This is a genomic window from Actinokineospora diospyrosa, from assembly GCF_024171925.1.
Taxonomy (GTDB): Bacteria; Actinomycetota; Actinomycetes; order Mycobacteriales; family Pseudonocardiaceae; genus Actinokineospora; species Actinokineospora diospyrosa.
Window position 1 is genome coordinate 74529 of record NZ_JAMTCO010000020.1, and the last position, 26203, is coordinate 100731.

The 26203-nt window shown below is 71.5% G+C and carries 21 protein-coding genes and 2 tRNA genes; 16 read left to right on the plus strand and 7 right to left on the minus strand.

Annotated elements, in window-relative coordinates; all coding sequences use genetic code 11:
- The first annotated feature begins 181 nt into the window (after positions 1-181).
- From LV75_RS32565 to ilvC, 3 genes are all read left to right on the plus strand, one after another.
- A complete protein-coding gene (locus LV75_RS32565; protein ID WP_253891237.1) occupies positions 182-2020 on the plus strand; it encodes an acetolactate synthase large subunit in 1839 nt (612 codons plus the stop codon).
- A 27-nt stretch (positions 2021-2047) separates the two neighbouring features.
- Complete coding sequence (gene ilvN / locus LV75_RS32570; protein ID WP_092776687.1) at positions 2048-2554, plus strand: acetolactate synthase small subunit; 507 nt, start codon at positions 2048-2050, stop codon at positions 2552-2554.
- Between the two features lie 62 nt (positions 2555-2616).
- On the plus strand, positions 2617-3630 hold the full coding sequence (ilvC, locus tag LV75_RS32575; RefSeq protein WP_253891238.1) for a ketol-acid reductoisomerase: 1014 nt from the start codon (positions 2617-2619) through the stop codon (positions 3628-3630).
- A 48-nt stretch (positions 3631-3678) separates the two neighbouring features.
- On the opposite strand, the gene LV75_RS32580 is transcribed toward ilvC, so the two are convergent.
- Positions 3679-4389, minus strand: coding sequence for a hypothetical protein (locus tag LV75_RS32580; RefSeq protein ID WP_253891240.1), 711 nt, complete (start codon positions 4387-4389; stop codon positions 3679-3681).
- Positions 4390-4515: 126 nt separating this feature from the next.
- Between LV75_RS32580 and LV75_RS32585 the strand changes: the two genes are divergently transcribed.
- Positions 4516-4791: a DUF397 domain-containing protein gene (locus tag LV75_RS32585; RefSeq protein WP_253891241.1), complete on the plus strand. Its 276-nt coding sequence runs from the start codon at positions 4516-4518 to the stop codon at positions 4789-4791.
- Between the two features lie 821 nt (positions 4792-5612).
- Here the strand turns inward: LV75_RS32585 and LV75_RS32590 are convergent.
- Positions 5613-6290, minus strand: coding sequence for a hypothetical protein (locus LV75_RS32590; RefSeq protein WP_253891243.1), 678 nt, complete (start codon positions 6288-6290; stop codon positions 5613-5615).
- 204 nt (positions 6291-6494) lie between these two features.
- Between LV75_RS32590 and LV75_RS32595 the strand changes: the two genes are divergently transcribed.
- From LV75_RS32595 to LV75_RS32615, 5 genes are all read left to right on the plus strand, one after another.
- Positions 6495-6689: a hypothetical protein gene (locus tag LV75_RS32595; RefSeq protein WP_253891244.1), complete on the plus strand. Its 195-nt coding sequence runs from the start codon at positions 6495-6497 to the stop codon at positions 6687-6689.
- Between the two features lie 136 nt (positions 6690-6825).
- The gene (gene serA / locus LV75_RS32600; RefSeq protein WP_253891246.1) at positions 6826-8418 is read left to right on the plus strand and encodes a phosphoglycerate dehydrogenase; all 1593 of its coding nucleotides are present in this window, start codon (positions 6826-6828) and stop codon (positions 8416-8418) included.
- A 249-nt stretch (positions 8419-8667) separates the two neighbouring features.
- Positions 8668-9705, plus strand: coding sequence for a 3-isopropylmalate dehydrogenase (locus LV75_RS32605; protein WP_204451132.1), 1038 nt, complete (start codon positions 8668-8670; stop codon positions 9703-9705).
- Positions 9706-9996: 291 nt separating this feature from the next.
- Positions 9997-11649 (plus strand): citramalate synthase, encoded by a 1653-nt coding sequence (cimA, locus tag LV75_RS32610; RefSeq protein WP_253891248.1) that lies wholly within the window; start codon positions 9997-9999, stop codon positions 11647-11649.
- Between the two features lie 130 nt (positions 11650-11779).
- Complete coding sequence (locus LV75_RS32615; RefSeq protein WP_253891250.1) at positions 11780-12550, plus strand: fumarylacetoacetate hydrolase family protein; 771 nt, start codon at positions 11780-11782, stop codon at positions 12548-12550.
- 51 nt (positions 12551-12601) lie between these two features.
- Here the strand turns inward: LV75_RS32615 and LV75_RS32620 are convergent, their stop codons facing one another.
- Positions 12602-13834 carry an FAD-dependent oxidoreductase gene (locus tag LV75_RS32620; protein ID WP_253891251.1) on the minus strand — a complete coding sequence of 411 codons (1233 nt, stop codon included), beginning with the start codon at positions 13832-13834 and terminating at the stop codon, positions 12602-12604.
- Between the two features lie 569 nt (positions 13835-14403).
- On the opposite strand from LV75_RS32620, the gene LV75_RS32625 reads away from it, so the two are divergent.
- The 3 genes from LV75_RS32625 to LV75_RS32635 all read left to right on the plus strand — a co-directional run bounded on the left by LV75_RS32625 (position 14404) and on the right by LV75_RS32635 (position 15566).
- Complete coding sequence (locus LV75_RS32625; RefSeq protein ID WP_253891252.1) at positions 14404-15228, plus strand: HAD family hydrolase; 825 nt, start codon at positions 14404-14406, stop codon at positions 15226-15228.
- A gap of 102 nt (positions 15229-15330) precedes the next feature.
- Positions 15331-15405: transfer RNA gene (locus tag LV75_RS32630), tRNA-Gln, on the plus strand.
- An 88-nt stretch (positions 15406-15493) separates the two neighbouring features.
- Positions 15494-15566: transfer RNA gene (locus LV75_RS32635), tRNA-Glu, on the plus strand.
- A gap of 855 nt (positions 15567-16421) precedes the next feature.
- On the opposite strand, the gene LV75_RS32640 is transcribed toward LV75_RS32635, so the two are convergent.
- Entirely contained in the window at positions 16422-17123 is a 702-nt protein-coding gene (locus tag LV75_RS32640) for an IclR family transcriptional regulator (protein ID WP_204451137.1), read from the minus strand.
- A gap of 63 nt (positions 17124-17186) precedes the next feature.
- On the opposite strand from LV75_RS32640, the gene leuC reads away from it, so the two are divergent.
- The 3 genes from leuC to LV75_RS32655 all read left to right on the plus strand — a co-directional run bounded on the left by leuC (position 17187) and on the right by LV75_RS32655 (position 20205).
- Positions 17187-18635, plus strand: a complete 1449-nt coding sequence (gene leuC / locus LV75_RS32645) for a 3-isopropylmalate dehydratase large subunit (RefSeq protein ID WP_253891253.1) — start codon at positions 17187-17189, stop codon at positions 18633-18635.
- 12 nt (positions 18636-18647) lie between these two features.
- Positions 18648-19250: a 3-isopropylmalate dehydratase small subunit gene (gene leuD / locus LV75_RS32650; protein WP_253891255.1), complete on the plus strand. Its 603-nt coding sequence runs from the start codon at positions 18648-18650 to the stop codon at positions 19248-19250.
- Between the two features lie 274 nt (positions 19251-19524).
- The gene (locus tag LV75_RS32655) at positions 19525-20205 is read left to right on the plus strand and encodes an HU family DNA-binding protein (RefSeq protein ID WP_253891256.1); all 681 of its coding nucleotides are present in this window, start codon (positions 19525-19527) and stop codon (positions 20203-20205) included.
- A gap of 1336 nt (positions 20206-21541) precedes the next feature.
- On the opposite strand, the gene LV75_RS32660 is transcribed toward LV75_RS32655, so the two are convergent.
- The 3 genes from LV75_RS32660 to cofC all read right to left on the minus strand — a co-directional run bounded on the left by LV75_RS32660 (position 21542) and on the right by cofC (position 25312).
- On the minus strand, positions 21542-22393 hold the full coding sequence (locus LV75_RS32660; protein ID WP_253891258.1) for an NUDIX hydrolase: 852 nt from the start codon (positions 22391-22393) through the stop codon (positions 21542-21544).
- A 3-nt stretch (positions 22394-22396) separates the two neighbouring features.
- Positions 22397-24535 (minus strand): RNA degradosome polyphosphate kinase, encoded by a 2139-nt coding sequence (locus LV75_RS32665; protein WP_253891306.1) that lies wholly within the window; start codon positions 24533-24535, stop codon positions 22397-22399.
- 147 nt (positions 24536-24682) lie between these two features.
- Positions 24683-25312, minus strand: a complete 630-nt coding sequence (gene cofC / locus LV75_RS32670; protein WP_372504284.1) for a 2-phospho-L-lactate guanylyltransferase — start codon at positions 25310-25312, stop codon at positions 24683-24685.
- Between the two features lie 158 nt (positions 25313-25470).
- On the opposite strand from cofC, the gene LV75_RS32675 reads away from it, so the two are divergent.
- On the plus strand, positions 25471-26193 hold the full coding sequence (locus LV75_RS32675; RefSeq protein ID WP_253891259.1) for a lysophospholipid acyltransferase family protein: 723 nt from the start codon (positions 25471-25473) through the stop codon (positions 26191-26193).
- The last annotated feature ends 10 nt before the right edge of the window (positions 26194-26203 follow it).

The window sequence follows — 26203 nt, forward strand, 5'->3', positions numbered from 1 at the left end:
GCGTTCGACGCTGACGGGAGTCCTGACGCATCGAACGCGCGACCCTCGCTCGACCTCCGTGGTCGACGGGGGTTTTTTCGTGTCCAGGCCCGTACTCGCACCACCGATAGTCCGACTTCCCAGCAATCGCCCCGGATCCCCAGTAGAGCCACGAGAACACTTCGACCCACGAGGCAGACCGATGACCAGCGCAACATCGCGGCCCACCCCGGCCGCAGCGAACCACGGGACGGCCACCCCGCACCCTGCCCGGCCCAAGCCCGCGCCGCCCTCCGGAACACCCGTCCGGGTGACCGGGGCGCAGTCGCTCGTCCGGTCGTTGGAGGCGGTGGGCGTCGAGATCGTGTTCGGCATCCCGGGGGGCACCATCCTGCCCGCCTACGACCCGCTGCTCGACTCGACCCGGCTGCGGCACGTGCTGGTGCGCCACGAGCAGGGCGCCGGGCACGCCGCGACCGGGTACGCGCAGGCCACCGGCAAGGTCGGCGTGTGCATGGCCACCTCGGGCCCCGGCGCGACGAACCTGGTCACCCCGCTCGCCGACGCGAACATGGACTCGGTCCCCGTGGTGGCCATCACCGGCCAGCAGTCGCGCGGCCTGATCGGCACCGACGCCTTCCAGGAAGCCGACATCTGCGGCATCACGCTGCCGATCACCAAGCACAACTTCCTGGTCACCGACCCCGCCGACATCCCGCGCACCATCGCCGAGGCGTTCCACCTGGCCAAGACCGGCCGCCCCGGCCCGGTCCTGGTGGACATCCCCAAGGACGTGCTGCAGGAGACCACCTCCTTCACCTGGCCGCCGGAGCTGCGGTTGCCCGGCTACCGGCCGACCACCCGCCCGCACGGCAAGCAGGTGCGCGAGGCGGCGAAGCTGATCTGCGGCGCCAAGCGCCCGGTCCTCTACGTCGGCGGCGGTGTCATCAAGGCCGACGCCTCGGCCGAACTGCTGGAACTGGCCGAGCTGACCGGCATCCCGGTCGTCACCACGCTGATGGCGCGCGGCGCGTTCCCCGACTCGCACAAGCAGCACCTGGGCATGCCCGGCATGCACGGCACCGTCCCCGCCGTCGGCGCGATGCAGCGCAGCGACCTGCTGGTCGCCCTCGGCGCGCGCTTCGACGACCGGGTCACCGGGCAGCTGAGCAGCTTCGCCCCCGACGCCGCGATCGTGCACGCCGACATCGACCCCGCCGAGATCTCCAAGAACCGCCGCGCCGACGTGCCGATCGTGGGCGACTGCAAGGAGATCCTGGTCGAGCTGATCGCCGCGGTGAAGGCGGAGCGGGCCAACGGGCACACCGACCTGACCCCGTGGTGGCGCACCCTCGACGAGTGGCGCGGCACCTTCCCGCTGGGCTACGAGTGGCCCAGCGACGGAACCCTGTCCCCGCAGTACGTCATCGAGCGCATCGGCCGCATCGCCGGTCCCGAGGCCGTTTACACCGCCGGTGTCGGCCAGCACCAGATGTGGGCCGCGCAGCACGTCCGCTACGAGAACCCGCGCACCTGGCTCAACTCCGGTGGCCTGGGCACCATGGGTTACGCCGTGCCCGCCGCCATGGGCGCCAAGTTCGGCAGGCCCGAGGCCGTGGTCTGGGCCATCGACGGCGACGGCTGCTTCCAGATGACCAACCAGGAACTGGCCACCTGCGCCATCGAGGGCGCGCCGATCAAGGTCGCGGTCATCAACAACGGCAACCTCGGCATGGTCCGGCAGTGGCAGAACCTGTTCTACAGCGAGCGCTACTCGCAGACCGACCTGGGCACCCACAAGCACCGCATCCCCGACTTCACGCTGCTGGCCGAGGCGCTCGGGTGCGCCGGGCTGCGCTGCGAGACCAAGGAGGAGGTGGACTCGGTGATCCACCGCGCGATGGCCATCAACGACCGCCCGGTGGTGGTGGACTTCGTGGTCGGCAAGGACGCCCAGGTCTGGCCGATGGTCGCCGCCGGGACCGGCAACGACCACATCATGGCCGCCCGCGGCATCCGGCCGCTGTTCGACGAAGCGTGACCCGGCGGACCAGACAGGACTGAGCCCATGACCAAACACACCCTCAGCGTGCTGGTGGAGAACAAGCCGGGCGTGCTGGCCCGGGTCGCCGGGTTGTTCTCCCGGCGCGGGTTCAACATCGACTCCCTTGCCGTCGGTCCGACCGAGCACCCCGACGTGTCCAGGATGACCATCGTGGTCGCCGTCGAGGACCTGCCGCTCGAACAGGTCACCAAGCAGCTCAACAAGCTGATCAACGTGATCAAGATCGTCGAGCTCGAGGCCACCGCCGCGGTGCGCCGGGAACTGCTGCTGGTCAAGGTCCGCGCCGACGCCACCGTGCGCAGCCAGGTCCTGGAGACCGTGCAGCTGTTCCGCGCCAAGGTGGTCGACGTCTCCCCGGAGGCGCTGACCATCGAGGCCACCGGCACCGCCGACAAGATCGAGGCGCTGCTGCGCATGCTGGAGCCCTACGGCGTGCGCGAGATGGTGCAGTCCGGCATGGTCGCCATCGGCCGCGGCCCCCGCTCGATCACCGCGACCGCCGTCCGCTGACCGATTCCCCGAGTTTCGCTGGTTTCCCGCCAGGTACCGCCAGAAAGGCAGACACAACTCCCATGTCCGTCGAGATCTTCTATGACGCCGACGCCGACCTCGGCATCATCCAGGGCCGCAAGGTGGCCGTCATCGGCTACGGCAGCCAGGGCCACGCGCACGCGCTGAGCCTGCGCGATTCCGGTGTGGACGTCCGCATCGGACTGCCCGAGGGGTCCAAGTCCCGCGCCAAGGCCGAGGAGCAGGGCCTGCGCGTGCTCACCCCGGCCGAGGCCTCCGCCGAGGCGGACCTCATCATGATCCTCGCGCCGGACACCAAGCAGCGCTTCATCTACGCCGAGGACATCGAGCCCAACCTCAACGACGGCGACGCCATCTTCTTCGGGCACGGCTTCAACATCCGCTACGACCTGATCAAGCCCCCGGCCAACGTCGACGTCGCCATGGTCGCCCCCAAGGGCCCCGGCCACCTCGTGCGCCGCCAGTTCGTCGACGGCAAGGGCGTTCCCGCGCTCATCGCCGTGCACCAGGACGCCACCGGCGGCGCGCAGGCGCTCGCCCTGTCCTACGCGGCCGCGATCGGCGGCGCGCGGGCAGGCGTGATCAAGACGACCTTCACCGAGGAGACCGAGACCGACCTGTTCGGTGAGCAGGCCGTGCTCTGCGGCGGTGCCTCGGCGCTGGTGCAGACCGGGTTCGAGGTGCTGACCGAGGCGGGTTACGCCCCGGAGATCGCCTACTTCGAGGTGCTGCACGAGCTCAAGCTGATCGTCGACCTGATGTACGAGGGCGGCATCGCCCGGCAGCGCTACTCGGTGTCCGACACCGCCGAGTACGGCGACCTCACCCGCGGTCCGCGCGTGATCACCCCCGCGGTCAAGGCGGAGATGAAGAAGATCCTGGGCGAGATCCAGGACGGCACCTTCGCCCGCGAGTGGGTGGCCGAGGACGAGAGCGGCCGGGCGAACTACCACCGGCTCCAGGAAGAGGGCGCGAAGCACCCGATCGAGGAGACCGGCGCGAAGCTGCGCGGCCTGATGTCGTGGGTCGACCGCCCGATCACCGAGACCGCCTGACGCTGTTCGCCGGAAGAGGGGACCGCGCACCGGTCCCCTCTTCTCGCGTTAGAAGTCCGGTTCCATGCACAGGGTTATCAAGACCGCGGGCGCGAGTTCGGGGGCGAAGGAATACCCGGGGAAACCGCCCCAGCGAATGGACTCGCGCAAGTACTCGACCAAGGTGATGCCCTCGCGGCCCGCTATGCCGCGCACCACGGGATCGGCCAGTGACGACGGTAGGTCCAAGTCCTGGGTGCCGCCCGGCACATTCGCCTTCCGCCGTTCGTCAGGGGCCAGCGGGAAGGAGAAGTCCGGTTCGGTGCCGTGCTCGTCCCACTCGGCGGCGAGGTTGTAGATGCCCGGCAGGCACAACGGGTCGGGGTACTCCGGGCCGGGTGGCTCGCCCCGGGGGACCGGTTCCAGGTGGTAGGACAAGAGCAATGCCTCGCTGTCACCGGCGAACCACACTCGACCCACTTGGCGTAGGCAGGCCTCCAACGCGAACGGCAGGGCCACCTTGTCGGTCAGCGCGTCGATGCGGGCGAGCGCGCCCTCGGTGGGCGGTTCGTGCGGTTCGAGTCCGTTCGCCGAGACCCAGCCCAGCTCCGGCAACGCGGCCGCGATCCGGGCCACGTCCTGCCCGGCCCGGAACATCGTCTCGTCCGCCACCGCGGCGACGTCCTCGACCAGCGCGTCGGGGATCGGGCCCAGCGCGCGCAGTTCCGCCCACACCGCGACCCGCTCGCCGCGCAGGTAGCGCTGGAAGTACGAGCTCACCGGGGTCACGTTACTCACCGCGACCGCGCGAGTCGTCCGCGACACGGTGCGCGCGGGTGCCCTGGCCGCCTGCGGTATACCTGATCCCCGGCACACCCCGACTCCGCTACCGAGCGAGGAGACGAGATGGAAAGCGCACCCATCTACGACGACAAGGCCGAGGTCCGCGGCAACCTGGACCTGTCCAAGGCCGAGTGGCAGCGCGCCGCCGAACCCGACGCCGACCCCGACGGCGAGTACGTGGAGATCGCGTTCGTCCCGCACTCCGACGGCAAGACCTACATCGCGATGCGCAACTCCCGCTTCACGGGCCCGCAGGACACGGTGCTGGTGTTCACCGAGTCGGAGTGGGACGCCTTCGTCGAGGGCGCCAAGGCCGGGGAGTTCGACGAGCCGTGGTGACCCCACCCGGCGCGGACCCCGACCAACCCGGCGCCCCGGTCTGGATCCCCCCGGAAGCCCTCGCCGCCCCCGAGGAGTCGACCCGCACCGAGGCCATCGCCCACCCCGCGACGGCCCCACCCACCCAGCCCGGCGGGTGGCAACCCCCCGCAGCCGAGCGCGCCCCTCATCCCCCAGCCAACCCGGCCGCCCGACAACAACCCCCTGGCTGGCGGCCCGCGGCGCTTCCACCGCGCGACCCCCAGCCCCCTGCACACCAGCCCGGGCCGCAGCCAGCCGCGCACCAGCTCGGGCCGCGGCCGGTGGTGGGCCCGACCGGGGCGCAGTCGGTGGTGGGTGAGACTGGGCCGCAATTGGTGGTGCATCAGGCCGGGCCGCAGCCGGTGGTGGGTCAGGCGGGCGTGCACCCGCCCCCGCATCCTTCTGGCCCGCAATCCCCGTCGCACCACACTGGGCCGCAGCCGGTTGTGCACCAGACGGGGCCGCGGTCGGTGGTGGGTCAGCTTGGGGCGCAGCCGGGGTCGCACCAGACTGGGGCGCAGCCTGTGGTGGGCCAGGCAGGCATGCACCCACCCCACCCCGGTCCGCCGCCCCTTTCGCACCAGACCGGGCCGCGGCCTGTCGCGCCCCAAAGCGAGCCGAATCCCGTGGTGCCACCGACCGGCTGGCAGTCGATCCCGCACCAGACCGGACCGCAGCCCGTGGTGCGCCAGGTCGGCCAGCAGACCGTCGCGCAGGAGTCCGGTCCGCAACCGGTGCCGTATCAGCCGGGCGTGCACCCAGCGGTGCGCCAGGCCACTCCGCAACAGCCCGGTTCGCAGCTACCCCCGCACCAGTCCGCCGCGCACCAAGGCGAGGTGCGGGCGACCGGACAGCAGCCGGTCCCGAACCTTCCCGGCTCGCACCAGGTGGGCCAGCACTGGACTGGGCCCCAGTCGCCGCCGTCCCAGACGGGGCCACAGCCGGTGGTGCGCCAAGCAGGCCCGCAACCGCCCCTGCAGCAACCCGCCTCGCACCAGGGCGTTCAGCAGCCCAGCGAGTCCCAGCGCGACTCGGACCCCGCAGGACGCCAGTTCGGCCACCTGCCGGGCCCGCACGAGACCGGCCAACAGTCCGCCGCGCACGAAGCTGGTCAGCCGGTGCCGCACCACACCGGGCCGCAGCCCGTGGTGCGCCAAGCGGGCCCGCAACCGCTTCCGCAGCACCCTCTCCCGCAGCACCCTCTCCCGCAGCACCCTCTCCCGCAGCACCCTCTCCCGCACAAAACCGGCCCGCAGCCCGTTGTGCGACAGGGTGTCCAGCAGGCTGGTCAGCCGCAGGGCGGCCCGTGGCCGACTGGTCCGCAGCCCGTTCCGAATCGGGCCGGGCCGCTGCCGGGCCCGCACCAGACCGGGCAGCAACCCGTCGTGCCGCGACCGCCGGAGGTGCCGGGCCCGGTTGGGCGTCCCGTGCCGCGCCCGGAGATGTCCGGTCCCGCGTTCCATCCCGTGGCGCCGCACCCGGAGGTGTCCACCCCGCCGCCGGGGCCGAATAGGTCGAGTCCGGCGTTCCACCCTGTTGCCCCGCGTCCGGAGATGTCCACCCCGCCGCCGGGGCCGGACAGATCCAGTCCTGCGTTCCGCCCCGTCGCCCCGCGCGCAGACATGGCCGCGTTCCCGCCCCCGCACCACCCCGGACCCCCACCGCTCGAGTTCTCGGCTGACATGTCCTTCGGTCCCACTGGATCCGGTGGTTATGTCACCGGCAGCACCCCCGTGCCCGTCCGGGTGACCGAACCGGACGATCTGCCCATTGCGAAGGCGGTTGAGCGCAAGCGGCCCGCGTACCTGGTGGAGGGGGATGACGACGAGGTGTTCGGGAATGCGGAGTTCACCGCGCCGCCGGTGTTGGGGGAGTGATCTCCGGTGTCGCAACACTGCCATGTCACCTGGCTCACCCTGCGGTTGAACGGTTCAGAGACCGGCCTAGACTCGGGGCCTTGGGTTACAGCGCCGTAACCGCGTCCCTCCGCAGAGCCAGCCCAGGAGTAGCAGCGTGACCACTACGAGCCGCCCCGTCGTCCTCATCGCTGAGAAGCTCGCGCCGTCCGTGCTGGAGGTGTTCGGCGACGAGTTCGAGGTCCGCCAGGTCGACGGCACCGACCGCCCGGCGTTGCTGTCCGCGGTGTCCGGCGCGGACGCGCTGCTGGTGCGCTCGGCCACCCAGGTCGACGCCGAGGTGCTCAAGGCGACCGACACGCTCAAGGTCGTGGCCCGCGCGGGCGTCGGCCTCGACAACGTCGACGTGCCCTCCGCCACCGACCGGGGTGTGCTGGTGGTCAACGCGCCCACCTCCAACATCGTCTCCGCCGCCGAGCACGCCGTCGCGCTGCTGCTCGCGGTCGCCCGCCAGATCCCCGCGGCGCACCAGACGCTGCAGGAGGGGCAGTGGAAGCGCAGCGCGTTCTCCGGGGTCGAGCTGCTCGGCAAGACCGTCGGCGTGGTCGGGCTCGGCAAGATCGGGCAGCTGTTCGCCCAGCGCCTGGCCGGTTTCGGCACCACGCTGATCGCCTACGACCCCTACGCCTCGGCCGCGCGCGCCGCGCAGCTGGGCATCGAGCTGGTCGAGCTCGACGAGCTGCTCGCCCGCGCCGACGTCATCTCCGTGCACCTGCCCAAGACGCCGGAGACCAAGGGCCTGATCAACGCCGAGGCGCTGGCCAAGACCAAGAAGGGCGTGCTCATCGTCAACGCCGCCCGCGGTGGCCTCATCGACGAGCAGGCGCTGGTGGACGCGGTGCGCAGCGGCCAGGTGGGCGGGGCCGGGGTGGACGTGTTCACCAAGGAGCCCACCACCGAGAGCGTGCTGTTCGGCGTCCCCGGCATCATCGTCACCCCGCACCTGGGCGCCTCCACCGGTGAGGCGCAGGACCGCGCGGGCACCGACGTGGCGCACTCGGTCCGCCTCGCGCTGCGCGGCGACTTCGTGCCCGACGCGGTCAACGTGGCCGGTGGCGTGGTCGGCGAGGAGGTCCGCCCGTACCTGCCGCTGACCCAGAAGCTGGGCACCGTGCTCTCCGCGCTCGGCGGCAAGGCGCCCACCTCGATCACCGTGCTCGTCCGCGGCGAACTGTCCACTGAGGACGTCTCGATCCTGCCGCTCGCGGCGCTGCGCGGGGTGTTCGCAGGCATCGTCGAGGACCAGGTGACCTTCGTCAACGCCCCCCGCCTCGCCGAGACCCTCGGCGTGACCGTCGAGGTGGCCAAGGAGAGCGAGAGCCTCAACCACCGCAGCTTGGTGACCCTGCGCGGGGTCTACCCGGACGGCACCGCGGTGACCGTCAGCGGCACCCTGTCCGGCCTCGGCCAGGTGCAGAAGCTGGTCGAGGTGCACGGCCGCTCCTTCGACCTGCGCGCCGAGGGCGACGTGGTGCTGCTGGAGTACCCGGAGCGCCCCGGCGTGATGGGCACCGTGGGCACCCTGCTCGGCGAGGCCGGGGTGAACGTGGACGCCGCCCAGATCAGCCAGACCGCCGACGGCGACGCGGTGATGCTGCTGCGGGTGGACCGCGCGGTCGACCAGTCCGTGCTGGAGTCGATCGGCGCCTCGATCGGCGCCACCATCGTCCGCTCGGTCGACTTCGGCTGAGCGACCCTCGACAACGGGCCCCGACGCGGCCACCCGGTCCACGGGCTGGGACGCGGCGTGCGCCCCGTTGGTGCCCGGATCGGTTGGTCGACAACCGATCCGGGCACCGTTCGTGTTACCCGTGGGCCGTTGTGACCACGAATCGCCACCCAGAGGGGTGGCGAGATGCGGCGACCGGACGACTTCCCGGTAGCCTTCCCTCGACTACCAGGCCCTGACAGTTCGGGCCGATACCCGGGAGGTGTGTGCATGCGGCTCGCGGTGATCCCAGGTGACGGGATCGGGCCGGAAGTGATCGCCGAGGCACTGAAGGTGCTCGGTGAGGTCGTTCCGACCGCGGAGATCACCCGATACGACCTCGGCGCTGCCCGGTGGCACGCGACGGGGGAACTCCTGCCGGAGTCAGTGCTCGCCGAGTTGCGCGAGCACGACGCGATCCTGCTCGGCGCGGTCGGTGACCCGTCGGTGCCCAGCGGCATCCTCGAGCGCGGGCTGCTGCTGCGGCTGCGCTTCGAACTCGACCACCACGTGAACCTGCGCCCGGCGCGGCTGTACCCGGGCGTGAAGAGCCCGATCGCCGATCCTGGCGAGATCGACATGATCGTGGTCAGGGAGGGCACCGAGGGCCTCTACGCGGGCAACGGTGGACTGTTGCGAAAGGACACTCCGCACGAGATCGCGACCGAGGTGAGCGTCAACACCTCGTTCGGTGTGGAGCGGGTCGTGCGCGACGCGTTCACCCGCGCCTCGGCGCGTCCGCGCAAGCACCTCACGCTGGTCCACAAGACCAACGTGCTCACCCACGCTGGCTCGTTGTGGTCGCGCGTGGTGGAGGAGGTGTCCCTGCAGCACCCGGACGTGACGGTGGCCTACCAGCACGTGGACGCCACGACCATCCACATGGTGACCGACCCGACCAGGTTCGACGTGATCGTCACCGACAACCTGTTCGGCGACATCCTGACCGACCTCGCCGCGGCCGTGACCGGTGGCATCGGGCTCGCCGCCAGCGGCAACCTCGACATCACCCGGCGCAACCCGAGCATGTTCGAGCCGGTGCACGGCAGCGCGCCGGACATCGCGGGCCAGGGCATCGCCGACCCGACGGCAGCGGTGCTGTCGGTGGCGCTGCTGCTCGACCACCTCGGCGAGGTGGAGGCGGCCAGGCGCATCGAGGCCTCGGTCGCCTTCGACCTGGCCACCCGCGACCACAGTTCGCCCGGTGGCACTTTCGCCATCGGCGACCGGTTGGCCGCGCTGGTCTCCTCGAACGCCAAGACCGCCTGACCAGGCACCCGTTCCGCCCGACGGCCGCCCCCACCCGGGGCGGCCGTCGGCGTTTGCGGCCACTAACCGCTCCCAGTCCCTGGGACCGGGGGTCCGTGGAGTGGACCTGGAGCGGTCCACTGTGCCACGATCCCGGCATGGCTTCCGTCGTCATCATTATTGACAGGCGCGCTGGGTAGCTCCTCTTCCGAGCCCAGCGCGCAGACCTCTCGCACCTTCCGCGGGGGGTCTTTTTGTTTGCCCGGAACCCCACCGGCGACCAGAACCCGGCACCACCTAGGAGCGAATCCCGTGACCAGCACAGCCCGATCGGTCCCCGCGGGCACCCCACTCGGGGACGCCTTCCACGTCTACGACACGACCCTGCGCGACGGCGCCCAGCGGGAGGGCATCTCCTACTCGGTCGCCGACAAGCTGGCCGTGGCGCGGCTGCTGGACGGTCTCGGCGTCGGGTTCATCGAGGGCGGTTGGCCGGGCGCGCTGCCCAAGGACACCGAGTTCTTCGCCCGCGCCGCGGCGGGGGAGTTGCCGCTGCGGCACGCCGCGCTGGTCGCGTTCGGCTCGACCCGGCGCGCGGGCACCACCGCCGCGCGGGACCCGCAGGTCCAGGCGCTGCTGGACTCCCAGGCGCCGGTCATCACGCTGGTGGCCAAGTCCGACCGCAGGCACATCGAGCGCGCGCTGCGCACCGACGTGGCCGAGGCGGCGGAGATGGTGCGCGACACGGTGTCCTTCCTCGTCGGCCAGGGCCGCCGGGTCTTCCTCGACGCCGAGCACTTCTTCGACGGCTACGCCTTCGACCCCGACTGCTCGCTGCGGGTGCTCACCGCCGCGATGGAGTCCGGCGCGGACGTGGCCGTGCTGTGCGACACCAACGGCGGCCAGTTGCCGCTCGGTCTCGCCGAGACCGTCGGCGAGGTCATCGCCCGCACCGGTTTCCGGGTGGGCATCCACTGCCAGGACGACACGTCCTGCGCCGTGGCCAACAGCGTCGCGGCTGTGCAGGCTGGCGCGAGCCACGTCCAGTGCACCGCGAACGGTTACGGGGAGCGGGCTGGCAACGCCGACCTGTTCGCCGTGATCGGCAATCTCGTGACCAAGCTCGGCCTCGAAGCGCTGCCCACCGGGGCGCGGGCCGAGCTGACCCGGGTCTCCCATGCCCTTGCCGAGATCGCCAACATCGCACCCGACACCCACCAGGCCTACGTCGGGTCATCGGCCTTCGCCCACAAGGCGGGGCTGCACGCGAGCGCGATCAAGGTCGACCCGGAGCTCTACAACCACATCGATCCGGGCACCGTCGGCAACGACATGCGGGTCTTGGTCACCGAGATGGCCGGTCGGGCCAGCCTCGAGCTCAAGGGACACGAGCTCGGTGTTGACCTGGCCGGCAGGCCTGAGGCCATCACCAACGCGCTGCGCAAGGTCAAGGACCTGGAAGCGCGCGGATGGTCTTTCGAGGCGGCGGACGCCTCGTTCGAACTGCTGCTGCGCGAGGAGATCGCGGGCATCGACCCCACCGAGACCGAGCCGGTCACCCCGTTCGAACTGGAGTCCTACCGGGTCATCCTCGACCACGACCGCGACGGCTCGGTGGTGTCCGAGGCCACCGTCAAGGTGCGGGTCAACGGGCAGCGGGTCATCGCGACCGCCGAGGGCAACGGGCCGGTGCACGCGCTGGACGCGGCGCTGCGCAAGGCGCTCTCACCGCACCTGCCGTGGCTCGACGACGTGGAGCTGACCGACTACAAGGTCCGCATCCTCACCGCGGGCGGGGACCACGGCACGGACGCGGTGACGCGGGTGCTGGTGCAGTCGTCGGACCGGGAACGGGAGTGGACGACGGTGGGGGTGCACGGGAACATCGTCGAGGCGAGCTGGTTGGCGTTGTGCGACGCGCTCGCGCACAAGGCGATGCGGGTGCGGACGGCCGTCGGCGGCTGATCCGCTGCTCCGGTGGTCGGGTATGGCCACCGGAGCAAGCCACGCACAACAAAGGCCGCCCATCGAGTAGAGACCGTGGTCGGGTGGGTGGGCGGCGGAGGTTTCGGTGGTGGGGGCCTAGGGTGGGCGGGTGCGTATCGCTCGAATTGCCCATCCAGAAGGCGTCGCGTTCGTCACCGTTGAGGGTGATGAGGGGGCGGAGGTCGCGGCCGAGGTCGCTGAGCACCCGTTCGGGAACCCGACGTTCACCGGTCGGAAGTGGCCGCTGGCCGACACCCGGTTGTTGGCGCCGATCCTGCCGAGCAAGGTCATCTGCGTCGGCAAGAACTACGCCGACCACGCCAAGGAGATGGGGGGCGAGGCGCCCGCCAACCCGGTCATCTTCATGAAGCCCTCCACCACGGTCATCGGGCCGGGCGCGGCCATCCGGCTGCCCGCCGATTCGTCCAGAGTGGACTTCGAGGGCGAGTTGGCCGTCGTCATCGGGATGCCCTGCCGGGACGTGCCCAGGGCCAAGGCCAAGGACGTCGTGCTGGGGTACACCATCGCCAACGACGTGACCGCGCGCGACCAGCAGCAGGCCGACGGGCAGTGGACCAGGGCGAAGGGGCACGACACGTTCTGCCCGCTCGGGCCGTGGATCACCACCGGGGTCGACCCGGCCGACCTCGCCCTGCGCACCAGCGTCGACGGGGAGCTCAAGCAGGACTCGACGACCTCGCTGCTGCTGCACGACGTGCCGACGCTCATCGAGTGGGTGTCGCGGGTCATGACCCTGCTGCCCGGTGACGTGATCCTCACCGGCACCCCGGCTGGTGTCGGGCCGATCACCGCGGGCCAGCAGGTGTCGGTCACCATCGACGGCCTCGGCACGCTCACCAACCCGGTCGTCACCCGCTGAGCCCCGGGTCGGGTGACCGGGTTCGGTCACCCGACTGGGTGGACTCCGCGCTCAGCGGCGGGCGAAGTCCGGGGTCGGCTCGGTGATCACGCCGCGCCCGATGACCTGCGCCGGGATCCACTGCAGCAGCCGCAGCTTGGCCATCAGGCGCAGGGCCAGCGGCGGCTTGCCCGCGCCCGCGATGTCGATCTCACCGGCCAGGGCCGGGCCGAGCGCCTTGGCGTGCATCACCCGCTGCACCGCCTGCACCACGACCGTCGGCAGCAGCCGCCTGCGCCGCACCCGCGCCAAGTCCGAAGTGGACAGCGAACCGGTGCGCAGCGGCCCGGCCAGCAGCCGGGCGGCGGCCACCGCGTCCTGCACCGCCAGGTTGATCCCGACCCCGCCCGCGGGCGACATCGCGTGCGCCGCGTCGCCAAGGCAGAGCAGCCCGTCGACGTGCCAGCGCGGCAGCCGGTCCAGCTTGACCTGCAGCGTCTTCACCTCGTCCCACGAGGTCACCGCGCCGGTCCGGTCGGCGATCCACGGCAGCACCGCGGCCAGGTCCCGCAGCAGGTCGGTGACCGGTTTGGTGCGTTCCACCGGGTCCGACCCCTTGGGGATCATCGTCGCGATCTGCCAGTAGTCGCCCCGGTCGATCAGCACGCCCGCGCGCCGCTTGCTCAGCACCGGCAGCAGGCCCGCCGGGTCGCTGTCGTGGCGCGGCACCCGGTACCACCACACGTCCATCGGCGTGGGGTAGGACTTGGGCACCAGGTGCGCCTCGGCGCGCAGCCGCGAACCCCGGCCGTCGCAGGCGATCACCAGGGTGGCCTCGACCGCGCCGGTCTCCCCGGCCGCGGTGCGGTAGTCGACACCGGTGACCCGGCGGCCCGTCCAGCGCAGCGCCACGGCCTCGGTGTTCCTCCGCAGGGTGAAGGTGGGCTCGGCGGCCGCCGCGGTGGCGAGCAGGTCCAGCAGGTCCCACTGCGGGACCATCGCGATGTAGTTGTTCGGCCCCGGCAGCGCCGTGAGGTCGGCGACCTTGAACGCCCCGCCGCGGAAGGGCACCTGCACCTGCTCCACCCGCCGGTGCGGCAGCGTGCGGAACGCCTCGCCGAGGCCGAGGTCGTCGAGCAGGTCCAGCGTCGGCGGGTGCACCGTGTCGCCGCGGAAGTCGCGCAGGAAGTCCGCGTGCTTCTCCAGCACCACCACCTCGACCCCGGCCCGCGCCAGCAGCAGGCCCAAGACCATCCCCGCCGGGCCGCCACCGACCACGCACGCGGTCGTCCGAGTGGTTGCCATGATCCCCTCCCCAATTTCAACGGTAGTTGAATAAACTCAGGATGCACCCGGCGGGCCGCGCGGTCAAGCGGGCTGCGCTGTTCGGGGCAACCGCGCCGGATTGCGCCGGGCGGTCGCAAACCGTCCACCCGCGACGAATCCGGCTGTCGTCTCGACCGCCGAGACGACAGCCGGGCGACAGGACCGCGACAGCCGCGACCCGATGGGACCACAGTGGACAATCGCGGACGCGCCGCGCCACCACGCGCTTCCTTTGTGTGACCAGGGGCGAACCCCCACCGAGGGCGGAACGCGGCCGATCCGGGCGCCGAGAACCAAGTGGTGCAAGGCTTTCGGCCCTGTACGCGACCGCGCCGCGCGCCGTACAGTGTCCCCTCCGCCGCCGGTGCCGCGGCGTGACCGCACTCTCACCCGAATGCGGGAGACGGCCCGGGTAACGAGTTCCGGTAGCGCCGCGATAGACCAGGTTTTCGCTCTGTGTCTTGCCTTCCCGCTTGACCGTGTCAGAAGCCGAAACATCACCTGGGCAGACGAATCGGCGGACCCGGTGCGAGATCTAGCCTCGCTGGATGACTTCCGCGCTCGTGCCCGCACCGTCCACATCAGCCACTCCCGGGCGGGTGGTGGCCAACAACGGGCACGAACCGCCAACCATCGACGCGATCTGCCTGGACATCGACGACACCCTGATCGACTTCACCGGCTCGGCCAGATCAGCGCTGTCGGTGGTCATCGGCTCGGTCCCGCTCGGCCGCGGCGACCTGTGGCCCACCTGGCAGCGCGTCACCGAGGCGCACAGCGCCATGGTCGTGGCGGGCGAACTCGACTACGACGCCATGCGCCACGCCCGCACCAAGGCGTTCCTGGCGGGCCTGGGCCGCGACCTCGACGACGCCGCCGTCGCCGCGCTCGAGGACCGCCGCCTGGCCCAGGTGAGCCGCACCTGGCGGCTGTTCCCCGACGTGCTGCCCTGCCTGGACTGGCTGCGCGCCGCGGGCCTGCGCCTGGCCGCAGTCACCAACGCCTCCGGCCCCCGCCAGCGCGACCGCCTCACCACCCTCGGCCTCAACCGCTTCTTCGACGTCGTCGTCAGCGCGGGCGAACTCGGCTCGGCCAAGCCGGACCCCGTGATCTTCCACACCGCCTGCGCCCACCTCGGCGTCCCCCCGGAGCGCACCGCCCACATCGGCGACCGCCTCGACCACGACGCCCACGGCGCCAACGACGCGGGCCTGCACGGCATCTGGCTCAACCGCACCCGCCGCCCAACCCCACCCCTACCCCCCACCATCCCCGTCGTCGACACCCTCGCCGACCTGCCAGCCCTCCTCGTCACCGACTACCGCACACCCACGGTGACCAGCGCTTCCACCCTCCCCACCCCCCGCACCTAGGGCCCGATTTCTCGATCAGCGCCCGTGTGGTCTAACATCTTCTCCGGCACCGAGGAACACCACTGCGACTCCCAAGCCGCAGCGGTGATCAACTCACGCCATTGGGGTATGGTGTAATTGGCAGCACGACTGATTCTGGTTCAGTTAGTCTAGGTTCGAGTCCTGGTACCCCAGCCAGAGAGACACAATCACCACCTGCTAGAGTCTCTCCCGCAAGACCGCAACACCAGCAATACAACACCACACAAAGTAATGAAAAGTTCCTGGCCCCGTCGTCTAGCGGCCTAGGACGCCGCCCTCTCAAGGCGGTAGCGCGGGTTCGAATCCCGTCGGGGCTACAGAGGTGGAAGAGGCTTGCTCGGTGCTAGTGCACCTTCGCAGGCCTCTTTCGCTATTACACCTGGGGGGCGACCCCCCAGACCCCCACGGTGCGGCAGGCGCCGGAACCAGCGGGGTTCGCTCGACCTTCGGTCGTCGCATCAAGGTATGTAGCCAATGGGGCTGTCGCCCACGGTGCGGTGGTTGCGAAGCGGCGGAGTGCGCCAGCGCGCTGGGGGCGGGTTTCTGTTGGGCGCTTAGCCCTCTCATCGCATTGATTGTCTGGAGTTGGGGCTGCGGTAGGACCGGAAGCGATGGTGCCAACCAACCCCCGTCAGGTCCGCCCCGGCCCATCTACCCAGCGCCTGGACACTCGGAAGGTCCGGTGCCATCTCAGCCCGCTCTCGGCTGCCCTGCCAGCCCAGCGCCTGGACAGTCGGAGTCGCTGGTGCCAGGTGCTCGATGGGGTGGACCTGGTTTGTGTGGGGGAGCGGCACCCGTAGCGTTTCCGCGCGGCAGGGCCTGCTTTTGGGCCCCTGCTTTGCGGTCCTGCGTCGGGTGTCGTAGGGGCCCCGCGCAAAACAGGTCCACCGCATCGAGCAGAGCTCGAAAATCGCGGATCTCCGCCGATGTTGCCGCTAGGCGACGAGGCGGCTACCGGAGCCGAAGGCGGAGGCCCGAATCCCTTGCCCCGCATCCCCAGCAACGGCATGCGTCCACTGGACCGGAGTCCGAGACCCACGTGCACTGGACCGGAGTCCGAGACTCACGTGCACCGGAGCGATCCGTGAACCCGCGCTGGCTGGAGTGACGCGAACCCGCGCCTGCTGAAGTGAAGCGGGCGCGGGTTCGGGGGCTAAGCGTGGATTGGTGGGCTAGAGCCGGTTTTGGAGGGCGTCGGCTGCGGCCAGCAGGTCGGCGGCCCAGCGGGCGCCGGGGCGGCGGCCCATGCGATCTATCGGGCCGGACACCGATACCGCTGCCACCACCACCCCCGAGGCGTCGCGCACCGGTGCCGACACGCTCGCGACCCCCGGCTCGCGCTCCGCCACGCTCTGCGCCCAGCCCCGCCTGCGCACCTCGAGCAGCGCCCGCTCGCCGAACACCGCGTCCGCCAGCAGGCTGCGCTGCGTCGCCGGATCGGCCCAGGCGGCAAGGACCTTCGCGCCGGAGCCCGCGGTCATCGGCAGCCGCGCGCCGACCGGGACCGTGTCGCGCAGACCGCTGGGGGGTTCGGCCGAGCAGACGCAGATCCGGTGTAGACCATCGCGGCGGTAGAGCTGCACGCTCTCGCCGGTGCGGTCGCGCAACCGGGGCAGCACCGCCGTCGCCGCGTCCAGCAGCGGGTCGGTCGCGCCGCCCGCCAACTCGGCCAGCGCCGCACCCGGCCGCCACCTGCCGTCGCTTCCCCTGCGCAGCAGGCGATGCACCTCGAGGCCGACCGCGAGCCGGTGCGCGGTCGCCCGGGGCAGGCCGGTCTTGGTGCACAGCTCCGCCAGACCGCACGGCTCCTTCGCGACCGCCTGCAGTACGGCCATTGCCTTGTCCAGAACTCCGATGCCGCTATGCTGTCCCACGTCTCGATACTACTTTCCCGTTATGTGGGAAGTCCAGTCCGTGGGAAGCAGTGGTGATCAGCGGTGGCCAAAACGCTCGCCGAGAAGGTGTGGGACCGGCACGTCGTGCGCAGGGGCAGTGGTGCCGAACCCGATCTGCTCTACATCGACCTGCACCTCGTGCACGAGGTGACCAGTCCGCAGGCCTTCGACGGCCTCCGGCTCGCCGGACGTCCTGTGCGCAGGCCGGACCTGACGATAGCGACCGAGGACCACAACGTCCCGACAGTTGGGATCGATCTCCCGATCGCTGACCCGGTGTCGCGGACCCAGGTGGAGACGTTGCGCCGCAACTGCGCGGAGTTCGGCGTCCGGCTGCACCCGATGGGCGACGCGGAGCAGGGCATCGTGCACGTGGTCGGCCCGCAGCTCGGCCTGACCCAGCCGGGGATGACGGTGGTGTGCGGCGACAGCCACACCTCCACCCACGGCGCGTTCGGCGCGCTGGCGTTCGGGATCGGCACCTCCGAGGTCGAGCACGTGATGGCGACCCAGACGCTGCCGTTGCGGCCCTTCAAGACCATGGCGGTCACCATCACCGGCGAGCTGCGCCCGGGGGTCACCGCCAAGGACGTCATCCTCGCCGTCATCGCCCGCATCGGCACCGGCGGCGGGCAGGGCTACGTGCTGGAGTACCGCGGCCCGGCCATCGAGAAGCTGTCGATGGAGGCGCGGATGACCGTGTGCAACATGTCCATCGAGGCGGGCGCCCGCGCCGGGATGATCGCCCCCGACGAGACCACCTTCGCCTACTTGAAGGGCCGCCCGCACGCCCCCGCGGGTGAGTTGTGGGACAACGCGGTCGCCGACTGGCGCGGGCTGCGCACCGACGACGGCGCGGTCTTCGACGCCGAGGTCGTGCTCGACGCCGACGAGCTGACCCCGTTCGTCACCTGGGGTACCAACCCCGGCCAGGGCCTCCCGCTGTCGGCCACCGTGCCCGACCCGGAGCGGATCGCCGACGAGAACGAGCGCGTGGCCGCCGAGAAGGCCCTGTCGTACATGGACCTCGTCCCGGGCACCCCGCTGCGCGAGATCAGCGTCGACACCGTCTTCCTCGGCTCCTGCACCAACGGCCGCATCGAGGACCTGCGCGCCGCCGCCGCCGTCATCGCCGGGCGCCAGGTCGCCGACGGCGTGCGGATGCTCGTGGTGCCCGGGTCGATGCGGGTCAAGGCGCAGGCCGAGGCCGAGGGCCTGCACGAGGTGTTCCTGGCCGCGGGCGCCGAGTGGCGGCAGGCGGGCTGCTCGATGTGCCTGGGCATGAACCCCGACCAGCTCGCCCCCGGGGAGCGCAGCGCGTCCACATCGAACCGCAACTTCGAGGGCAGGCAGGGCAAGGGCGGGCGGACCCACCTGGTGTCGCCGCTGGTCGCGGCCGCGACCGCGGTGCGCGGCACCCTGTCGTCGCCGGAAGACCTGGTCACCGCCTCCGCCGGAGGTACCAACACCGCGGCAAGCGCGCAGAACTGAGGGGGAGCACAGATGGAGCCGTTCACCACCCACACCGGGGTCGGGGTGCCGCTGCGCCGGTCCAACGTGGACACCGACCAGATCATCCCGGCGGTCTACCTCAAGCGGGTCACCCGCACCGGGTTCGAGGACGGGCTGTTCGCCGCCTGGCGCTCTGACGAGCACTTCGTGCTCAACCAGGAGCCCTACCGGGCGGGCAGCGTGCTGGTCGCGGGCCCGGACTTCGGCACCGGGTCCTCCCGCGAGCACGCCGTCTGGGCGCTGTCGGACTACGGGTTCCGGACCGTGCTCTCGGCCCGCTTCGCCGACATCTTCCGCGGCAACGCGGGCAAGGCGGGCCTGCTGGCCGCCCAACTGGAGCAGTCCGACATCGAACTGTTGTGGAAGTTGCTCGAAACCGAGCCTGGGACGGAGGTCACGGTCGACCTCCGGGAGAAGACCGTCCGCGCCAAGGAGTTCACCGCGCCGTTCGCGGTGGACGACTACACCCGCTGGCGGCTGCTCGAGGGCCTCGACGACATCGGCCTGACCCTGCGCCACGCGGCCGTGATCGACGAGTTCGAGCAGGCCAGGGCCGATTACCTGCCCGTCACAACGCCCATCGCGGGCGCCTGATCGACCCGGGTCGGAATCCCCTTCGCACACCGGGGTTCCGGCCCGGCCCGGCCCTTCGGCGGCCGGACAACCCAACCTCCAAGACCCCGTCGACGGCCCCCCGCGACGCCCGAAAACCTCCGATTCCACCCCCCTCAGGGGGTGGAGGCCGCACGCGGCAAGGAAAAATCGGGCGCGTCGCGTGGAAATCGCGCGCCTTTAGGCCTATCTTTGCCAGAAGTCGGCCTGAATCGGCCGTGAACGGCAGTGTGGCTCTCTTACGGAGGACTGAAGGGTGAACAAGGCCCAACTCATCGAGGCGTTGACCGAGCGCCTTGGCGACAAGAAGGCCGCAGGCGCTGCGGTCGACGGTCTCGTCGACGTGATCGTTCGCACGGTCAACAAGGGCGAGAAGGTCAACATCACCGGCTTCGGTGTGTTCGAGAAGCGCGCGCGTGCCGCCCGCACCGCTCGCAACCCGCGCACCGGTGAGACGGTGAAGGTCAAGAAGACCAACGTTCCCGCCTTCCGCGCGGGCACGATGTTCAAGGAGGTCGTGAGCGGGGCCAAGAAGCTGCCCAAGGTCGCGGCCACCAAGACCACCGCGGGAACCGCTCGCACCACCGCGACCCGCGGCACCGCCGCGGCGACCACCACCACGCGTACGCGCGCGGCGGCGGCCAAGCCCGCGGCGGCGACCACTCGCAGCACCACCACGCGTACGCGCGCGGCGGCTGCGAAGCCGGCAGCGGTAGCGGCGACCACGACCGCGGCGAAGACCACGCGGACCCGCGCCACCGCGGCGAAGCCCGCGGCGGCGGCACCGAAGGCGGCGGCAGCGCCCAAGGCCACCGCGGCGAAGACCACCGCGGCAAAGAAGACCACGACCGCGGCGGCGAAGACCACCGCGGCCAAGAAGACGACGGCCGCCAAGAGCACCACGCCTCGGGCGACCGCCAAGGCCACCAAGAAGTAACGACGGCCACCGGCGCCTGAACCGACCCGGTAGGGCGGTTCAGGTTTCGTCCATGACGGTCTGAGCACATCGCGAGAGCCCCGCACGCTTCCCCCGTGCGGGGCTCTCGCGTGTCCGCGCCAACCCCCAGCCAACGACACCGCCAACTCCCGCCGCCAACCCTCTCAGTGCGACACCACCACGGCGCTGACCTGCTCCGTTGTCTTTCGCACCGGGCCGCCCGGCCCTGGCGGCGCACAACGCTTTCACCTTCTCCCGAGTCGGATTCCCGCCCCGCGCCGGGGTTCTCGACGGCGCCTCCCGGCAATCCATTCCACCCGTTCGGGGTGGTGCGCGAACGGCCCGGTTCCGGGTGTCCGGGTAAGGATTCGACGACGGTCGAGAGAGCTCGCCGGTATGCGTTGAGCACCGCCGGGCGAACTGGTCGGTGCGCGGCCGAACGGAACAGGACCGCCGGACGGGGAGTTCGATCCGCGCCCGAATGGTTTCCCCGCGGCGGCCCAACCCGGCCTTTGCAGGCCCGCGAATCAGCTCGTTCCGACTACGGCAGCCAGGCTTCCGCCGCCCTCGGCCCCGGATCCCGTGGGGGCACGGCGATCCGCCTGACCTGGGACACTGCACTCCTGGCGCGCCCCGTGCCACCCTTGCGCGCCCGCGTGTTCGGGCAGGTTCGGGAGACGCCTTGGCCGCTGGTCGCTCGCGCTCGCCTGCAGGTTCCTCAGTGCTGGGTTCGTGGCCCTGCCGGGGGTTTGTTCCCGCTGAACGGAAGGGCCTCTTGTACCTGCGGGCTGGCCGGTCTGGGACAGCGTCGGCTCACTGCTGAGGGTCGTGCTCTCGTCGGGCTACTACGGGGTGGGTGGGCTGGCCGCGCCGGGTTTGTGCCGGGTGGCGAGGAAGCGCCCCTTGTGTGCCTGGGCAATGGCTGGCCGGGCGTCAGCTCCCCGATCGGCCTATTGGGCTGGTTCACCCGGGGATGGGATGTGGTCTGTCGCCGCGGGTTGGTCGCCGGTGGTGGCGAGGTCCCTTGTGTGCTGGTGGATCGGCTGGGTGGGAGGGTGGACGCCCTGGTGGGGGTGGGTGTTGCCGCGGCCGCGAGCCCGGATGTGTGCTGCCGTCGGCTGTGGCTGGTGCGGGTGGGATGTGGTCGGTTGTCGCTCGCGCGGGGGTGATCCCGGTGCTGCCCTTGTGCGCCTGCGGATCGGCGGGTGGGCGCGCTGTCCAGGTGCGGTGATCCACGAGAGCCGCGACCGCGGTGCGTCCGGTCGACCGCCGAGATCACGACGGCGCCGACCCCGGGGTGGGGTGGCGCCGTCGGTGGTCCGGTGTGGTCGTCGGGTCAGCCGGGTGGGATGTGGTCGGCTGCCACGACCTTGTCCCCGGCGAACGAGAGGACCCACACGCTGCCCTTGCGCGCCTGCGGATCGGCCAGCCCGGTCAGCTCGGCCACCAGGGCCGGGATGACGCCGCCCTGGCTGCAGACGACCGGGGTGCCGCCGTCGGCGGCGAGCCCGCGCAGGTGGGCCACCGCGGTGCCCGGGTCGTGGTGCTCGGCCAGTTCCGGCGCGGCCTCGACCGCGACCCCCAGCGCCGCGGCCAGTGGGGCCACAGTGGCCCGGCAGCGCACCTTCGGGACCGCCACCACCCTGTCCGGTCCGAACAGCGGCAGCAGCCGCGTCAGCGCCCCGGTTTGCCGCTGCCCCTGCGCCGAGAGCGGCCGCTGGTCGTCGGGGCCCGGCCAGTCCCGCTTGCGGCCCGCGTGCGCGTGCCGCACCAGCAGGACCGTCGTGGTGTCGGCTGGCGCTGCGGTGAAGCGCTCCAGCACCACCCGGTCGTGCGGGTAGCTCAGCAGCGCCGCCGCGTCCTCGACCGGGAGCCAGCGCAGCCGGTCGACCTCGTCGTTGGCGGTGAAACCGCCCGCGGTGGCGCGGGCGGCGAAGTAGTCGACCAGCTTGTCGCCGCCCACGACGGGGTAGCCGACCTGACCGAGGTGGCGGCCGAGGACCGCCGTGGAACCGGTCTCCTCGGCCACCTCCCGCACCGCCGCGGCGTGGACGGTCTCACCCCGGTCCAGCTTTCCCTTGGGCAGGCTCCAGTCGTCGTAGCCGTCCCGGTGCACCACGGCGACCTCGACACCGCCGGGGGCGGCCGCGGGCCGCCACAGCACCGCGCCCGCGGCGCGCACCAGCACGGCTCAGCCCAGCGCGCGGTGGCGGGCCAGCAGTTCGGCTTGGTGGTCGCGCACCGAACTGCCCTCTTCGGGCGCGGGGACCCACTCGCCGCCGGGGGTCAGCAGCCAGCAGCGGGTCGAGGGGTCCAGCGCGGAGTCGAAGATGGCGTCCAGTTGCGCGGTGAGACTCGGGTCGGTCACCCGGACCTGCACCTCGACCCGGCGGTCCAGGTTGCGGTGCATCATGTCCGCGCTGCCGATCCAGTGCTCGTCGGAGCCCGCGAAGTGGAAGATCCGCGAGTGCTCCAGGAACCGGCCCAGGATCGAGCGGACGCGGATGTTCTCGCTCAGCCCGGGGATGCCCGGCTTGAGCGCGCAGATCCCGCGCACCACCACATCGATCGGCACACCGGCCTGCGACGCCCGGTACAGCGCGTCGATGACCTGTTCGTCCACCAGGGAGTTCATCTTGATCCGGATGCCCGCGGGCTTGCCGTCGCGCAGGTGCGCCACCTCGCGCTCGATGCGCTCGACGATGCCGCGGCGCACGCCGTAGGGCGCCACGAGCAGGCTGCGGTACTGGTCCTGGCGGGCGTAGCCGGTGAGGACGTTGAACAGGTCGGTGAGGTCCGCGCCGATCGAGGGCTCCGCGGTGAGCAGGCCGACGTCCTCGTAGAGCCGCGCGGTCTTGGGGTTGTAGTTGCCGGTCCCGATGTGGCAGTAGCGGCGGATCGTGGAACCCTCCTGGCGCACCACCAGCGAGGTCTTGCAGTGCGTCTTGAGACCGACCAGGCCGTACACCACGTGCACGCCCGCCTTCTCCAGCTGCCGCGCCCACTTGATGTTGGCCTGCTCGTCGAAGCGCGCCTTCAGCTCCACCAGCGCCACGACCTGCTTGCCCGCCTCGGCCGCGTCGATGAGCGCGTCCACGATGGGCGAGTCGCCCGAGGTGCGGTACAGGGTCTGCTTGATCGCCAGCACGTGCGGGTCGCTGGCCGCCTGCTCCACGAACCGCTGCACGCTGGTGGAGAACGAGTCGTACGGGTGGTGCACCAGCACATCGCCCTCGCGCAGCGTCGCGAAGATGCTGCGCGGGGTCTCCCGCTCACCGAACGCCGGGTGCGTCGCGGGCCGGAACGGCGGGTCCTTGAGCTCCTTGCGGTCCACGCCGTAGAGCTGCCACAGGCACGACAGGTCGAGCAGCCCGCGCACCACCACGACGTCGTTGGGGTGCACCTCCAACTCGCGCAGCAGCAGTTCGAGCATGTGCTCGGTCATGTCGTCGGCGACCTCGAGGCGCACCGAGGGACCGAAGCGGCGCTGCGCCAGTTCCCGTTCCAGGGCCTTGAGCAGGTCCTCGTCGCGGTCCTCCTCGACCTCCAGGTCGGCGTTGCGGGTCACCCGGAACGCGTGCTGCTCGATGACGTCCATGCCGGTGAACAGCGTCGGCAGGTGCGCGGCGATGAGCTCCTCCAGCGGCAGGAACACCGCCACCTGCTCGTCGGCGCTGCGGTCGATCGGCACCAGCCGCGGCACGTTGTCGGGCACCTTGACCCTGGCGAAGCTCTCCCGCCCGGTCTCCGGGTTGCGCACCGTCACGGCGAGGTTGAGCGAGAGCCCGGAGATGTAGGGGAACGGGTGCGCCGGGTCGAACGCGAGCGGGGTCAGCACCGGGAACACCTGGTCGCGGTAGTACGCCGCCAACCGCTTGTGCTCGTCGTCGGTGAGCTCGGCCCAGCCCGCGATGCTGATCCCGCGCTCGCGCAACGCCGGGCGCACCTGCTCGGCGAAGGCCCGCGAGTGCCGCTCGACCAGGTCCTGGTTGCGCTTGGAGATGTAGCCCAACTGCTCGCGCGGGGTCAGCCCGTCCGCGCTGCGCACCGAGAGCCCGGTCTCGTTCCTGCGCTTGAGGCCCGCGACCCGCACCATGTAGAACTCGTCGAGGTTGGAGGCGAAGATGGCCAGGAACTTGGCCCGCTCCAGCAGCGGCTGCGAGGCGTCCTCGGCCAGCGCGAGCACCCGCCCGTTGAAGTCCAACCAGGACAGTTCCCGGTTCAGGTAGCGGTCGTCGGGCAGGTCGGTCGGCGCGGTCGCCGGGGTGACCGCGGGCGGTGCCGAGGGCACACCCCGCGGTTCCACACCGTCGGTCGCGGGCGGCGGCACGGCAACGGTGCTCTCGCCGCTGGTCGTCGGGGCCTGGTCCGGGGTGCTCTCGGTGCTCACGGCCCCATTGTCAGGTACGGGGTACCCGTTGGCGCACCCGTGGCCGGTACGCGGACGTGAATTCTCGCCACATCCACCCCGGGGCGGTCACCGCACCCGGCAGCCCGCGTGGGCCAGCCGGGCGGTGCGCGGCCCGAGGCCGAGCTCGAGCGCCAGGCGCAGGTCACCGGGGGTGTCCACATCGCAACGCAGGTGTGGCAGCGACTCACCGACGCGGACCGCGCCGTCACCGTGCGCCGACGCCGACCCCGGCCCGAACCTGGGGTCCAGCGCGGCGCCCGCCGCGGCGAGCAGCAGCGTGGTGCCGGTGCCCGGTCGGTCGGCGACGAACGCCCGCCGCCCGTCCGCCTCGGCCACCGCGGCCGCGAGGTCGGCCGGGCGCAGCGCGGGCAGGTCGGCCTGCATGGCGGCCACCGCGGTGCGCGGGTCCGCGCGGCGCAGCACCGCGGCGCCGAAGTCCAGCGCCGCGTTGAGCCCGGGCAGGCCGCGCTCGTCCACGACCTCGGCGCCGGTCCCGGCGAGCGCCGCGACCACCCGCGCGTCCTCGCACACCACCAGCAGCCTGCGCACCCCCGGCGCCGCGAGCGCGGCGCCCACCGTGTCCAACACCACAGCGAGCACCAGTTTGCGGTGCTCCCCGGCCCCGCCGGGCACCGCACCGCGCAACCGGGACTTGGCCCGGTCCAGGTTCTTCACCGGCACCACGATGTCGACCACGGCACCGATCCTGCCGGCCGCGACCGCGGTGGGCGGCGACCCACCCGCTAGTGGACCCGTGTGGACCCCGGCCGGGTCCGGCAGGGAGACTCACGGGTCACGTGCGGGTGCGGGCCTGCCGGTTGTTCGCCGGCCGGGGTTGATGCGGAGGAGCGGCGTTGGGCAAGCGTGAGAAGGGCGGGTTCTGGGTGGGGCTGTCCGCGGCCGTGTTCTACCCGGTGAGCTGGTTGGGCAAGCGGGACTACCGGCACGCGGACAAGCTGCCGACCGAGGGCGCCGCCCTGCTGGTGATGAACCACGTCTCGCACCTGGACCCGGCCAGCGACGCGGTCTTCGTGCACCGCAACGGGCGGGTGCCGCGGTTCATGGCCAAGGACAGCCTGTTCCGGATCCCGGTGTTCGGCAAGATGCTCGCGGGCTCCGGCGGCATCCCCGTCTACCGCGGTTCCTCCGACGCCCGCAACAGCCTCAGCGCCGCGCACGAGGCGCTGCGCGACGGCAAGCTCGTGCTCATCTACCCCGAGGGCACCATCACCAAGGACCCGGCTGGCTGGCCGATGTGGTCGCGCACCGGCGTGGCGCGGCTGGCGCTGGACAACGACGTCCCGGTGATCCCGGCGGCGCGGTGGGGCACCCAGCGGATCTGGAACGGCTACGACAAGAAGTTCCGGCCGTTCCCGCGCAAGCAGGTGGTGACCATCGTCGGCGACCCGGTCGACCTGTCGGCCTACCGCGGCAAGCCGGTGACCAACCAGTTGCTGCGCGAGGTGACCGACCTGCTCATGAGCCGGGTGCGCGCGCTGCTGGCCGAGATCCGCGAGGAGCCGGAGCCCGCGGGCTTCTTCCGCGCGGGCGGCAAGCGCGACGCCGCAGAGGGCTGAGGCGGGCGCA